This window comes from Cupriavidus taiwanensis LMG 19424 (genome assembly GCF_000069785.1).
GTDB classification, from domain to species: Bacteria; Pseudomonadota; Gammaproteobacteria; order Burkholderiales; family Burkholderiaceae; genus Cupriavidus; species Cupriavidus taiwanensis.
Genome location: NC_010528.1, coordinates 2,657,756 through 2,671,506 on the forward strand (window position 1 = coordinate 2,657,756; position 13,751 = coordinate 2,671,506).

A 13,751-nucleotide genomic window follows, 5' to 3' on the forward strand; every position below is an offset into this window, starting at 1 on the left:
GAGCCGGGCCGCAACACTGCCTGTTCCGGGCCACAGAAAGCATTGATTCGCCGGGGGAATCCGGTCTATAATGCCCGTTTTGCTGAAGTCTCAACCGCTGCAGTCCGGGCCCGCGCGCCTTTTGTTGATCTGTTGCGAACATTGTCCACGAATAGAAGATTTAGGAGTGCTTCATGGCACGCGTCTGTCAAGTGACCGGGAAAGCGCCGATGGTCGGCAACAACGTTTCCCACGCAAACAACAAGACCAAGCGCCGTTTTCTGCCCAACCTGCAGAATCGTCGTTTCTTCGTTGAATCCGAAAACCGCTGGGTGAGCCTGCGCGTCTCGAACGCCGGCCTGCGCCTGATCGACAAGAAAGGCATCGACTCCGTGCTCGCCGACCTGCGCGCACGCGGCGAAGTCTAATTAGGAGCACATCATGGCAAGCAAGGGCGGCCGCGACAAGATCAAGCTGGAATCGACCGCAGGTACCGGTCACTTCTACACCACCACCAAGAACAAGCGCACCATGCCGGAAAAGATGGAGATCATGAAGTTCGATCCCGTTGCCCGCAAGCACGTCGCTTACAAGGAAACCAAGATCAAGTAATTGATCCGGTATCCCGCCAGAAAGCCCCGCCCTGTTGCGGGGCTTTTTGTTGCCCATCGATGGCACAGCGGCGCTGCACCTTGATGCACGGGAGCGCGCGCCGGGTGTAGACTTTGCCGTTTCCCCCATCTGCCCAGCGCCCAGCCGGCGCTCTCCTTGCACCATGAATTTCGACGTCGCCATCGTCGGCAGCGGCCTGGCCGGCCTTACGGTCGCATTGCAACTGGCCGACACCCACCGGGTGGCCATCCTCAGCAAGCGCGCCATGACGCAGGGCGCCAGCGACTGGGCACAAGGCGGCATCGCCGCGGTGCTGGACTCCGGCGACAGCCACGACGAACACACCCAGGACACGCTCGTTGCCGGTGCGGGGCTGTGCGATGAAGAGGCCACGCGCTTTATCGTGGAGCATGGGCGCGAGGCCATCCAGTGGCTGATCGACCGCGGCGTGCCGTTCACCCGCGACGCGCAGGCCGAACTGGGCTTCCACCTGACGCGCGAAGGCGGCCACAGCCGCCGGCGCATCATCCATGCCGCCGACGCCACCGGCCATGCCGTGGTCAGCACGCTGCTGCAGCAGGCCACGCAGCACCCGAACATCACCATCCTGGAAGACCATTTCGCGATTGACCTGATCACCTCGCGCAAGATGGGACTGCCGGGCAACCGCTGCTATGGCCTCTACGTGCTGGATGACCGCACCGGTGCGGTGCACACCATCACCGCCACGCACACCGTGCTGGCCGCCGGCGGTGCAGGCAAGGTCTACCTTTACACCACCAACCCGGACACGGCCACCGGCGACGGCATCGCCATGGCCTGGCGCGCGGGCTGCCGGGTGTCGAACATGGAGTTCATCCAGTTCCACCCGACCTGCCTGTACCACCCGTATGCCAAGTCCTTCCTGATCTCCGAAGCGGTGCGCGGCGAAGGCGGCCTGCTCAAGCTGCCCGACGGCACGCGCTTCATGCCCGAACACGACACGCGCGCCGAACTGGCGCCGCGCGACGTGGTCGCGCGCGCGATCGACTTCGAAATGAAGAAGCGCGGACTGGACTGCGTCTATCTCGATATCACGCACCAGCCCGAGGCCTTCCTGAAGGAACACTTCCCGACCATCCACGCGCGCTGCCTGGAACTGGGCATCGACATCACGCGCGAGCCGATTCCGGTGGTGCCGGCCGCGCACTACACCTGCGGCGGCGTGGTGACGGACACCATGGGGCGCACCGATATCGGCGGCCTCTACGCCGTCGGCGAGACCGCCTGCACCGGCCTGCACGGCGCCAACCGGCTGGCGTCGAACTCGCTGCTCGAATGCATGGTGATCGGCCGCGCCGCCGCGGCAGACATCGCCTCGCAGGACAAGGCCGGCGTGCCCAATATCACGCTGCCGGCGTGGGACGAGAGCCGCGTATCCGACGCCGACGAAGAAGTCGTGGTGTCGCACAACTGGGACGAGCTGCGCCGCATGATGTGGAACTACGTCGGCATCGTGCGCACCAGCAAGCGGCTGGAACGCGCGCAGCACCGCATCGTGCTGCTGCGCGAGGAGATTGCCGAGTACTACGCCAATTTCCGCGTCACCACCGACCTGCTGGAATTGCGCAATCTGGTGGAAGTGGCTTCGCTGATCGTGGACAGCGCATACTCGCGCCATGAAAGCCGCGGCCTGCATTTCAGCCGGGACTATCCGGAGGCGTTGCCCAAGGCGCTGCCGACGGTGATGCAGCCGCCCGCCGTCCGCAAGCGTTGACGAAGCGTTTGCCAGGCAAAAACGGGGTGGCGCCGCATGGCCCACCCCGTTATTCGTTCGGCCGGAACAACTCTCAGCCGATGATCCGCAGCGAGTAATCCGTCGCCCGCACGTCCTTGGTCAGTGCACCCACCGAGATGCGATCCACGCCGGTCTCGGCGAAGGTGCGGATGGTATCGGCATTGACGCCACCCGATACCTCCAGCAGCGCCCTGCCCTGGTTGATCTTCACGGCATCCTGCATCATCGGCACCGTGAAGTTGTCGATCAGCACCGACGTGGCACCGGCTGCCAGCGCTTCCTCCAGCTCGGCCAGGCTCTCGACCTCGATCTGCACCGACGCCTGCGTATCGAGCGCCAGCGCCGCCCGCATCGCCGCGCCGATGCTACCGGCCGCGGCGATATGGTTTTCCTTGATCAGGATGCCGTCATACAGCGCCAGGCGCTGGTTCTCGCCGCCGCCGATACGGACCGCGTACTTCTGCGCCAGGCGCAGGCCGGGCAGCGTCTTGCGGGTGTCGAGCACGCGCGCACGGGTGCCGGCGATCAGGTCGGCATAGCGGCGCGTGGCGGTCGCCACGCCGGACAGCAGCTGCAGGAAATTCAGCGACGGGCGCTCGGCGGTCAGCAGCGAGCGGGCCGGGCCCGTGATCTCGCACACCACCGAATCCGGCGCCATGCGCTCGCCTTCCTGGTGCAGCCAGCGCACTGCCAGGGCCGGGTCGACCGCGCGCATGCACGCATCGAACCACGGCTGGCCGCACAGCACCGCCGACTCGCGCACGATCACGCGCGCGTGCGCCACCTTGCCTGCGGGCACCAGCAGGCCGGTCAGGTCGCCGCTGCCGACATCCTCCGCGATGGCGGCCTGCACGTTGGCCTGCAGCGCTGCCTGCAGCGCCGGGCCGTAGCTATCGAAAATCGGATTCACGCTCATGCCGGGCCGATCCCCTGGAACAGCGCCTGCTCGTTGGCCAGGTCGGCCGACGGACGTACATTGCGCTTCTGCGCGGCAGCGAAATCCAGCATGCGGTTGATGCACGTTACCGCCTGGCGGCCGATCACGGGATCGACATGGATCTCGTTGCGGCCAGTCTCCAGCACCTCGGCCAGGTTGGTCAGCGCGTTCATCGCCATCCACGGGCAATGCGCGCAGCTCTTGCAGGTGGCACTGTTGCCGGCGGTCGGCGCTTCGATGAAGTGCTTGCCGGGCGCAGCCATGCGCATCTTGTGCAGGATGCCGTTGTCGGTGGCAACGATGAACTCGGTCGCGTCCAGCTTCTGCGCGGCCTCGATCAGCTGCGAGGTCGAGCCGACCACGTCGGCCTGCGCCACCACGTTTTCCGGCGATTCCGGATGCACCAGGATCTTGGCGTTGGGGAATTCACGCCGCAGCAGGTCCAGCTCGATGCCCTTGAACTCGTCGTGCACCAGGCACGAGCCCTGCCACAGCAGCATGTCGGCGCCGGTCTGCTTCTGGATATAGCTGCCCAGGTGCTTGTCGGGTGCCCACAGGATCTTCTTGCCCTGCGCGTGCAGGTGCTCGACGATCTTCAGGCCGATGCTGGAGGTCACCATCCAGTCAGCGCGCGCCTTCACCGCGGCGCTGGTGTTGGCATAGACCACCACGGTGCGATCCGGGTGCGCGTCGCAGAAGGCGGCAAACTCGTCGGCCGGGCAGCCCAGGTCGAGCGAGCAGGTCGCGTCCAGGTCCGGCATCAGCACGGTCTTTTCGGGGCTGAGGATCTTGGCGGTCTCGCCCATGAAGCGCACGCCGGCCACGACCAGCGTCCTGGCTTCGTGGTCGCGGCCGAAGCGGGCCATTTCGAGGGAGTCGGAGACGCAGCCGCCGGTTTCTTCGGCGAGGTCCTGCAGGTCGGCGTCGACGTAGTAATGCGCCACCAGCACTGCGTTGCGCTCCTTCAGCAAGCGGCGGATACGCGCCTTCAGCGACTGCCGCTCATCCGGCGACAGCACCGGCGGCACCTTGGCCCAGGCATGGGCCACACAGCTGGCGCCAGCGGCGTTTTGGGCACCCGCCAGGTTCGGCTTCTCGAACTCGACGGTCTTGATCGATTGTGGGGTCATCTCCGGGTACTCCTCTAGACCTCCGCCAACAGGGTGCGGCCGGCCAGAACATGGGGGAGTTTATCTAAAACAAAAGCCCCGCCATGGGCGGGGCTTTGTCAAACCATACGGCGCGGCCGAATTGTATCAGGCGTAGCGGCGCAGGCGCAGCGAGAAATCGTGCAACGCCTGGATCCCGCTGGCCTCGGCACGGTGGCACCAGGCCTGCAGCTGCTGCAGCAGCTGCTCGCGCGTCAGGTTGGAACGGCCCCAGATGGCGGCCAGTTCACGGCGCATTTCGACGAAGGTCTGCAGCGCCTTGTTCTGCTCGACGATGCTTGCCAGCTGCTCGCGCTGCTGCGCGGCCAGCTTGGTTTCTTCGCGGTGGAACCACTTGCTGGCGGGCTTGAAGCTGCGGTACTCGGCCACGCCGCCTTCCTTGAGCTTGTCCAGCTCCTGGCGGAACGCGCCCTTGACGGCCTTGGCGTAGCGCGCCATCACGTCGTAGCGGTTGGCGATGATGGCTTCCAGCGTGTTGTGGTCGACCGGACGGGCTTCCACCAGGCGCGCCTTGGGCGGGGTCTTCTTGACCTTGGCCAGCCCCACCGCCTGCATCGCGCGGATATAGCCCCAGCCCACGTCGAACTCATACCACTTGATCGAGAACTTGGCCGAGGTCGGGTAGGTGTGATGGTTGTTGTGCAGCTCTTCGCCGCCGATGATCAGGCCCCACGGCGACACGTTGGTCGAGGCGTCCTCGCAATCGTAGTTGCGGTAACCCCACCAGTGGCCCAGGCCATTGATGATGCCGGCGGCGTGGATCGGGATCCACAGCATCTGCACCGCCCACACGGTCATGCCGATCACGCCGAACAACGCCAGATCGATGATCAGCATCAGGCCGACGCCCTGCCAGGTGAAGCGCGAGTACAGGTTGCGCTCGATCCAGTCATTGGGACAGCCATGGCTGAACTTGGCGATGGTTTCCTTGTTCTTGGCCTCGGCGCGGTACAGCTCGGCGCCTTCCAGCAGCACCTTGCGGATGCCGCGGGTCTGCGGGCTGTGCGGATCGTCTTCGGTTTCGCACTTGGCGTGGTGCTTGCGGTGGATGGCGGTCCACTCGCGGGTGACCATGCCCGTGGTCAGCCACAGCCAGAAGCGGAAGAAGTGCTGCGCGATGGGATGCAGGTCCAGCGACCGGTGCGCCATGCAGCGGTGCAGGAAGATGGTGACGCCGGCGATCGTGATATGCGTCATCACCAGCGTGTAGATGACGATCTCCCACCAGGTCCAGTTGGCAAGGCCGTTGGCGGCCCAGTCAAGAATAGTGTCGAACAAACTGTTCTCCGTCGGTTAAACAGGGAATTTCAGGGAATTTTCCCGTGCAAGCCGGCAGGGCCGGTACACACAACGCGCAGAAAAAATAGCTGCGAATCTATTTGATTGCGATAGCTGTCTGGCGCCGGCCGTGGCTAGCGGCTCATCGTGCGAGCCAGGTACGAGCCGCTGCAATCTGGCGGCTGTCTGATGTGGGGGCGGGATATTTCAACCCGCGACAACCCGGCATTCTACCGGATCGCCGAGGGCGCAAGCATACGCTATTTCCCGGATTTGGACGGGGCGCAACGGTTTTCGTTCCACGGGTGCCGGATCCGTCGCCCGCCCAATCAGATGCGGTGCCGGGCACTCAGGAGGCGTTGGCGGCCTCGGGCAACGGGTTCGCCTTCGGTGCGCCAGGACCAGGCAGCGTCTCATGCATCACACGCAACTCGCGCTGCGGATACGGGATGGAGATGCCGTGCTCGCGCAGCGTGCGCCAGATGGCGCGGTTCATCGCCGATTGCACGCCGAGCTTGCCGTTTTGCGGATCGGCCACGAACACCGCGACTTCGTACTCGATGCCGCTGTCGGCGAACAGCACCAGGAAAGCCGCCGGCTCAGGGTCCGGGAGCACGCGCGGCAGGGTGCGCACGCAGTCAGTCAGCAGAGCGATCACGGTTTCGGGATCGGCGCTGTAGTCGGCCTGCACGCGTGTCGCCACGCGCACATTGGTATTCGAGAACGAGTGGTTTTGCACCGACTGCGCCACCAGCTGCTCGTTCGGCACTAGCGTCTCGCCGTCGCCGTTGCGCACCACGGTGTAGCGGGTGCGGATCTGCGACACGATGCCGGTGTACTTGTCGACGGTGATCTGGTCGCCCAGCTTGACCGAGCGGTCCAGCAGGATGATGAAGCCCGAGATGTAATTGCTGGCGATCTTCTGCAAACCCAGCCCCAGGCCCACGCCCAGCGCGCCGCCGAAGACCGACAGCACGGTCAGGTCGATGCCCACCAGAGACAGGCTCAGCAGCAGCGACACCAGCAGCAGCAAGGCCTTGGAAATCCGCGTCAGCACTACCTTCAGGTTGCCGTCGAGGTTGGCCGAGCGCATCAGCCGCTCTTCCAGCCACGAGCCGAACCACAGCGCCACCAGCACCGTCAGCAGGATCCAGACCACCGCCATCAGGGTATCGGCCACGCTGATCTTCTGCTTGCCGCCGATAGAGAAGCGCACGCTCTCCATCCAGCCCACCACGTCGCCGAGCACACCCAGCACGTACAGCGCCATGCCCACCCAGACCAGCGTGGTCAGCACCTTTTCCACCAGCAGCAGCATGCCGTGCAGCTGGCCGCTGCCGGACATCACGCGGCGCAGCACGTAGAAGGTGAAGTTCAGCGCGGTGATGCCGAACAGCGGCACCAGCGCGAGCCGCAGCACGCTGACCGGGATCAGCGGCGCCAGCGCAAAGCGGGCCACCAGCACCAGCGCCCAGCCGGCCAGCGGAAACATCGCGCGCTCGAGGCTGGCGGCGGCGAAGCGCACCGAGAAACTCGAGTCTTCGTAGCGCGCCTCCAGCCGCCGCACCACGAAGCGCGCCAGCGGCCACGCCACCAGCAGGCAGCCGGCCAGCACCAGCAATTGCCAGAAAAAGCCGGGGCCGCCCGCATCACGGACCAGGTCGTCCAGCATCTTGCCGAACATCGAATGCGAGGCTTTCAGGTCTTTCAGGCCGCCGAGGTCGGACAGGGTTTCACCGTTCATGGTGGCGATTCAGTGTGGGCCGCCCGCGCGCGGCGGGCGGCGCGGCCGCAAGCCGCGATCAGCTGGTGCGCTCCAGCACCGCGGCAAAGAAGCCATCGGTCTGGTGCAGGTGCGGATACAAGGCGAACATGCCATTGTCCGGCAGCCCCGGCACTTCGATCTTCTGGTCGGCCAGCACCTCGGCCGCAGGCACCAGGCGGAAGTTCGGGTGCGCGGCGAGGAAGTCGCGCACGATCTGCTCGTTCTCGGCTTCGAGCACGCTGCAGGTCGCGTACACCACGCGGCCGCCGCCCTTCACCAGCCGCGCCGCGGAGTCCAGGATCGCGCTCTGCTTGGCGGTCAGCTCCAGCACCGACTCCGGCGATTGCCGCCACTTCAGGTCCGGGTTGCGGCGCAGCGTGCCCAGCCCGCTGCACGGCGCATCCACCAGCACGCGGTCGGCCTTGCCCGCCAGGCGCTTGATCTTGGCGTCGCGTTCGGAGTCGATCAGCACCGGATGGACGTTCGACAGGCCGCTGCGCGCCAGCCGCGGCTTCAGGTTGGCCAGGCGTTTTTCCGATACGTCGAAGGCATAGAGGCGGCCGGTCGAGCGCATCGCCGCGCCCAGCGCCAGGGTCTTGCCACCCGCACCGGCGCAGAAGTCGACCACCATCTCGCCGCGCCGGGGCGCGACCAGGCTGCACAGCAGCTGGCTGCCTTCGTCCTGCACCTCCACCAGGCCATTGACGAAGATCGGCAGCTGGTTCAGCGCCGGCTTGCCTGTCATGCGGATGCCGGCCGGCGCCATCGGCGTGGGCTCGGCGCCGAGGCCCGCGGCCTGCAGTTCGGCCAGCGCGGCCTCGCGGCTGGTCTTGCCGAGGTTGACGCGCAGGTCCAGCGGTGCCGGGCGCAGCCAGGCGTCGCCCAAGGCCGCCGCAAAGGCTTCGCCATGCTGGCGCACCAGTTCGTCGTACAGCCACTCGGGCAGGTTGGCGCGCACGCGCGGCGCCAGGCTGGAGCGCTCGATGGTGGTCAGGCGGTCCAGCCACTCGGCCTCATCGGGGTAGAGGAACGGCGACAGCGCATCGCGGCCCAGCGTCGCCGCCAGCCCCAGCAGCGCCAGGCGGCGCGAGGCCGCGCCGGTGCCGCTCTCGGCAAACTGGGCAAACTCGACGCGCCGGCGCAGCACCGCGTAGATCGCTTCGGCAATGATGCCGCGCTCGCGATGGCCCAGCTTGGCGTTTTCGCGGAAGTAGTAGCTGACCACCGCATCGGCGGGTCTCGCGAACAGCATGACCTTGCCCAGCAGGCGATCGATATGCTGGATATGGGTGGCATGCAGCCCGCCATGCGCGCGCGCCGGCGCGCCGTTGGCGCCACTGGCATTGGGCGACCTGCGGATCGGGCTGCTCTTGCCCTTGCTGCGCGCGGGGGCGCGGCCCTCGCCGCGCGGGGACCGGTTTCCTGCCTGGGTACGGCTCATGCCTGGACTCCTGCCGCCGGGGTCGCGGCGGAGACGGCCATCAGCAATTGCGGTTCGGCCGGGTTGATAACATTGACGACGCCGTTCTGGAGCTGCAGCCGGTCCTCGACGAACCACTGCACGGCGCGGGGGTAAATCACGTGCTCGCACGCAAGCAGGCGCTCGGCCAGGGTCTCGGGGGTGTCCGCCGGCTGCACGTCGAGCGCGGCCTGGATCACGATCGGGCCATGATCCAGCTCCGGGGTCACGAAATGCACCGTGGCGCCATGCAGCTTGACACCCGCATCCAGCGCCTGCTTGTGGGTGTTCAGCCCCGGGAAGCACGGCAGCAGCGACGGATGGATATTCAGCAGCCGGCCCGCGTAGCGGTCGACAAAGCCGGGCGTGAGTATACGCATGAAACCCGCCAGCACCACCAGGTCCGGGGCGTAGGCGTCGATGGCCTGGGCCAGCGCCGCGTCGAAGGCGGCGCGGTCAGGGTGCTGGCGATGGTCGACCACGCCGGTTTCGATGCCTTGCTGGCGCGCAAACTGCAGGCCCGCGGCATCCGGCCGGTTCGACAGGACCGCGGCCACGCGGGCCGGCCAGCCGCCCCCCGCGCAGGCCCGGACGATGGCTTCCATATTGGAGCCTCGCCCGGAAATCAAGATGACAATTTTTTTCATCGCGCAATTCTACCAAGGCGAGGCGCTAAACTCCGGTAAAGCCAAACCAGTACGTGCTTAATTCACGTGATCCGGACAGGCGCCGCATTGGTGGCCTGTGGTAGCGAGGCCGTATAACCCGATTGATGGATTGTGACGCTTCGCCCCCTCTGATAGAGTGGGCCCTACGTCCACGCGCCATTCCTGTGCACGACACAGGTTCTCCGGAGAGGTGACAACAAGGACGAAACGGGATATTTGAACGGGACTTCGCATGTCGAACGCTGCACCGACGTTGTTGGTGGTCGATGATCATCCTATGGCCTTGTCAGGGACCACCGCCTTCCTGGCCGAAGTCATGCCGGATGTGGCAGTCCATGCCGCCGGCAGCGCCCGCGAGGCCCTGGCCAGCCTGCAGCAAGGCCTGCGCCCCGATATCGTGCTGCTCGATATCTGGCTGAACGACGGTACCGGCTTCGATGCCATGCAGACGTTCAAGACCGTCATCCCGGGCGCGCGCTTTATCTTCATGTCGGCGGAGGCCACCCCTGAAATCGTCGGTCGCGCCCGCGCGCTGTCGGCGTGCGGCTTCGTCGGCAAGCATCTGGATGCCAACGCCTTCACCGCCGCCGTGCGCAAGGTGCTGGCCGGCGACACCGCCTTCCCCACCGACGAGGCCCTCAACGGGCGTGCGCAGTCGTTCGGGCCCGCCCACGGCATTCCGGTCACGCCCGCCGAACTGGGCCTGACGCCGCGCCAGGGTTCGGTGCTGGCGCTGGTGCTGGAAGGCCTGCCAAACAAGGTGATTGCGCGGCGGCTGGGGCTGACCGAGAACACCGTCAAGGAACACGTTTCCGCCATCCTGCAGCGCCTGGGCGTGCGCACCCGCATGCAGGTGATGTCGCGCATGGAACGGTTCCGGCTGCGCCAGTAAGGCGAGCCACCGCCTTCGACGGCGCGCCCGGGCACGCCGGCGGCTTTGCCTACGCCGGCCGCAGCCAGCGCCGCAGCAGCATCCGCAGCGAGGCCGGATCCACCGGCTTGGGCAGCACGAAATACCCCGCCTCCTCCGCCGCCGCCAGCGCGGCCGACTTGAGATCGCCGGTCAGCAATGCACTGCGTGCCTGCGGCTGGGTGTTCTGCCAGCGCTCGAGCAGGTCCAGGCCATTTTCGCTGCCCGGCAGGCGCAGGTCGCAGAAGATGATGTCCGGGCGCAGGCCCTGGGCAAACAGCTTGTCGGCCTCGGCACCGTGCGCGGCACAGGCCACGCGGATGCCCCAGGCCTCCATCAGCGCAATCCACGCCTTGCGGATCTGGCTGTCGTCGTCGACCACCAGCACCGTGCCCTGCAGGCGATCGGGCTTGGCCTCCTCGGCCTGCGCCATGGCGCGCATCTCGCGCACGCTGGCCACGGTCTCGGCCGGCACCGGCGCCAGCGCGAACCAGAACACCGAGCCCTTGCCGGGCACCGAGCGCACGCCATAGGTGCCCCGCATCAGCCGCACGCATTCCTTGAAGATCGCCAGGCCCAGGCCCAGGCCCTGCGACGGGTCGCGCTGCGGGTTATGGACCTGGTAATACGGCGAGAAGATGTCCGGCAGGTGCTCTGGCGTGACACCGGCGCCGGTGTCCCATACCTCCAGCCGCACGTTCTTGCGGCGCTGGCGCGCGGTCACCAGCACGCCGCCGCGCTGGGTGTAGCGCAGCGCGTTCTGCACCAGATTGAACAAGGCCCGGCGCAGCAGCACCGGCTCGGCCATCGCGTACAGCTCGTCCGGCACGCGCGGGGTCAGGGTCAGCCCGCTTTCGCGCGCGTCGGCGGCAAACTGGCTCATCACGTCGCGGATCAGCGCGCCGAGCTCGCAGGGCTCCAGCGTCGGCAGGACCTTGCGGCCTTCCAGCTTGGACAGGTCAAGCAGCGAGCGGAACAGCAGGTCGATGGTCTGGGTGCCCGCGGCCACCTGCTCCACCAGCGGATGCAGCGCGCTCGACTGGTTGCGCGCGCGCAGCGCCTCGACCAGCATCACCAGCGCATGCACCGGCTGGCGCAGGTCATGGCTGGCCGCGGCCAGGAAGCGCGACTTTTCTTCGCTGGCATGCAGCGCCCGCTCCTTTTCGTCCTGGAACTGCTTGGCCAGGCGCCGGCTGTCGCCCTCCAGCTGGATCGCGCGCACCAGCGTGACCTGCAGGTTGAAGGCGTGGCGCGACAGCATCAGCGCGTAGATCGCCAGCAGGACCTGCACATAGATGCCGTGGCCGGGGAAGGCGAATTCCGCCATCAGCAGGTTCGGCACGAGGATGGGCACGCCGGCGTAAACCAGGTTGGACGGCACCGGGGCCTGCGACACCGCGCCGCCGGCGAGCACGCCAAGGGTCAGCAGGTACAGCACGCTGGAGAACACCGGCGAGCCGGTATACAAATGCAGCAGCGCCGAACTGCCCCAGGTCATGCCGGTCAGGAAAGCGACCGCGCGCATGTTGTTCCACCACTTGTGCGTGTGCGCGGAGCGGCTCATCAGCGCGTGGTCGCGCTGGTAGCCGATGTAGAACCACAGCCCTCCGGCCGTGAGCAGCAGCATCACCGCGCACCAGCCCAGCAGCGCGCCGCGGCTGACGTCGTTCCAGAAGCCGATGGCGGTCAGCGCGGGCAGCAGCACCGAGGCGACGATGGCGGTTGGCGCATTCTTGTGCACGATCGCCATCAGCTTGGCGCGCGTCTCGACGTCGAGCTGAGCGCTCGCCTGAGGCAGGCCCCGGGGCAGGAGCCGGGAAAAGAACCGATAGGTCAGCGCTTTCAACTGGGAATCAGGGATGGGCGAAGCTCGGACACGCCGCGCGGCCAAGCCGGCGGCAGGCCTCTAGCGAGTCACCGCAGTGAGCCAAAGTGGCGCCTATCATGCCGCCTTTTGCGGTATCGCGCCATGGCGGGAGGGCCGGTTGCGGCACAAAAGCCGCAGCGCCGGGACCGGCCGGGGGCGGCGGCAGCGGCAAGCCGACCCATTCGCCTTATAATGCTCGCTTTACCCGAATCGATTCCCGCCGTCCCGTGAAAGTCTTCCGCGGCCTGCCCAACGCCGAGAGCCGGGCGCCCTGCGCGCTCACCATCGGCAATTTCGACGGTGTGCATCGCGGCCACCAGTCGCTGCTCGCGCGTGCGCGCGCGGCGGCCGATGCGCGCGGCCTGCCGCTGTGCGTGATGACCTTCGAGCCGCATCCGCGCGAGTTCTTCACGCCGGACAAGGCCCCTACCCGGATCGCGCTGCTGCGCGACAAGCTGGAAAGCCTGCGCCGCAACGGCGTGGACCGCGTGGTGGTGGAACACTTCAACGCCCATTTTGCCGGCCAGTCGCCGCAGGAATTCGTCGAGAACGTGCTTTGGCACGGCCTGCATACCCGCTGGCTGCTGGTCGGCGACGATTTCCGCTTCGGCGCCAAACGCGCCGGCGATTTTGCCTACCTGCAGGAGGCCGGGCGCCGCTACGGCTTCGATGTCGAGCAGATGGGGTCGGTGTCCGAAGGCGGGATCCGCATCTCCAGCTCGGCGGTGCGCCAGGCGCTGGCCGATGGCGACCTGGAACACGCGCGGCGCCTGCTCGGCCACGGCTACGCCATCAGCGGCCACGTGATCCACGGCCGCAAGCTGGGCCGCGACCTCGGCTTCCCGACGCTGAACCTGCGCATCTCGCACAAGCGCCCGGCGGTCAGCGGCATCTTCGTGGTGCAGGTGCACGGCATCGCCGATCATCCGCTGCCCGGCGTGGCCAGCATCGGCGTGCGCCCCACCATCGAGGACGCCGGCCGGGTACTGCTGGAAGTCCATCTCTTCGATTTCAATGAAAGCCTGTACGGCAAGCTGGTGCGGGTCGAATTCATGAAGAAGCTGCGCGACGAGGCGCGCTTCGACTCCCTGGACGAACTGACCGCCGCGATCGCCAAGGACAGCGCCGACGCGCGCGCCTTTTTCGGCCTGACGGCGCCAGGCGCTGCTGCGGCGGAGGCGGAAGGCAGCGGCTGCCGCGATTTCGCCACCTCGGCCACCGACCGAATTAGGTAGCGGCCGGCGCCCCGCGCCCCGCTGCGCGGGCCCGGTTCGCACGCCGCCTGCTCCAGTCTTCACGCGCGCCGCCGGCCCACCACCGGCCGCGCGCC

12 protein-coding genes are annotated in these 13,751 nt (G+C 67.0%); 5 read left to right on the forward strand and 7 right to left on the reverse strand.

All coding sequences use genetic code 11. The annotated features are described in order from the left end of the window. Nucleotides 1–173 precede the first annotated feature (173 nt). The 3 genes from rpmB to nadB all read left to right on the forward strand — a co-directional run bounded on the left by rpmB (nt 174) and on the right by nadB (nt 2,347). A complete protein-coding gene (gene rpmB / locus RALTA_RS12195; protein WP_006575661.1) occupies nt 174–407 on the forward strand; it encodes a 50S ribosomal protein L28 in 234 nt (77 codons plus the stop codon). Between the two features lie 13 nt (nt 408–420). Then, nucleotides 421–591: a 50S ribosomal protein L33 gene (gene rpmG / locus RALTA_RS12200; RefSeq protein ID WP_010814980.1), complete on the forward strand. Its 171-nt coding sequence runs from the start codon at nt 421–423 to the stop codon at nt 589–591. Nucleotides 592–754: 163 nt separating this feature from the next. Further along, nucleotides 755–2,347: an L-aspartate oxidase gene (nadB, locus tag RALTA_RS12205; protein WP_012353740.1), complete on the forward strand. Its 1,593-nt coding sequence runs from the start codon at nt 755–757 to the stop codon at nt 2,345–2,347. Between the two features lie 73 nt (nt 2,348–2,420). Here the strand turns inward: nadB and nadC are convergent, their stop codons facing one another. The 6 genes from nadC to purN form a co-directional block, all read right to left on the reverse strand. Further along, nucleotides 2,421–3,284 carry a carboxylating nicotinate-nucleotide diphosphorylase gene (nadC, locus tag RALTA_RS12210; protein WP_012353741.1) on the reverse strand — a complete coding sequence of 288 codons (864 nt, stop codon included), beginning with the start codon at nt 3,282–3,284 and terminating at the stop codon, nt 2,421–2,423. After that, nucleotides 3,281–4,435 (reverse strand): quinolinate synthase NadA, encoded by a 1,155-nt coding sequence (gene nadA / locus RALTA_RS12215; RefSeq protein WP_012353742.1) that lies wholly within the window; start codon nt 4,433–4,435, stop codon nt 3,281–3,283. The genes nadC and nadA overlap by 4 nt, the downstream gene beginning before the upstream one ends. Nucleotides 4,436–4,561: 126 nt before the next feature. Continuing rightward, the gene (locus RALTA_RS12220; RefSeq protein WP_012353743.1) at nt 4,562–5,752 is read right to left on the reverse strand and encodes a DesA family fatty acid desaturase; all 1,191 of its coding nucleotides are present in this window, start codon (nt 5,750–5,752) and stop codon (nt 4,562–4,564) included. A 349-nt stretch (nt 5,753–6,101) separates the two neighbouring features. Then, nucleotides 6,102–7,496, reverse strand: coding sequence for a mechanosensitive ion channel family protein (locus tag RALTA_RS12225; RefSeq protein ID WP_012353744.1), 1,395 nt, complete (start codon nt 7,494–7,496; stop codon nt 6,102–6,104). A gap of 58 nt (nt 7,497–7,554) precedes the next feature. Beyond that, on the reverse strand, nt 7,555–8,958 hold the full coding sequence (locus tag RALTA_RS12230; protein ID WP_012353745.1) for an RsmB/NOP family class I SAM-dependent RNA methyltransferase: 1,404 nt from the start codon (nt 8,956–8,958) through the stop codon (nt 7,555–7,557). Then, nucleotides 8,955–9,623, reverse strand: coding sequence for a phosphoribosylglycinamide formyltransferase (gene purN / locus RALTA_RS12235; protein WP_012353746.1), 669 nt, complete (start codon nt 9,621–9,623; stop codon nt 8,955–8,957). Before purN ends, RALTA_RS12230 begins: the two co-directional genes overlap by 4 nt. 253 nt (nt 9,624–9,876) lie before the next feature. Here purN and RALTA_RS12240 point away from each other — a divergent pair, with 253 nt between their 5' ends. Next, nucleotides 9,877–10,536 carry a response regulator gene (locus RALTA_RS12240; protein WP_012353747.1) on the forward strand — a complete coding sequence of 220 codons (660 nt, stop codon included), beginning with the start codon at nt 9,877–9,879 and terminating at the stop codon, nt 10,534–10,536. A gap of 49 nt (nt 10,537–10,585) precedes the next feature. On the opposite strand, the gene RALTA_RS12245 is transcribed toward RALTA_RS12240, so the two are convergent. Then, entirely contained in the window at nt 10,586–12,391 is a 1,806-nt protein-coding gene (locus RALTA_RS12245; RefSeq protein ID WP_415582997.1) for a hybrid sensor histidine kinase/response regulator, read from the reverse strand. A 257-nt stretch (nt 12,392–12,648) separates the two neighbouring features. Between RALTA_RS12245 and RALTA_RS12250 the strand changes: the two genes are divergently transcribed. Then, nucleotides 12,649–13,656, forward strand: a complete 1,008-nt coding sequence (locus RALTA_RS12250) for a bifunctional riboflavin kinase/FAD synthetase (RefSeq protein ID WP_041232192.1) — start codon at nt 12,649–12,651, stop codon at nt 13,654–13,656. The last annotated feature ends 95 nt before the right edge of the window (nt 13,657–13,751 follow it).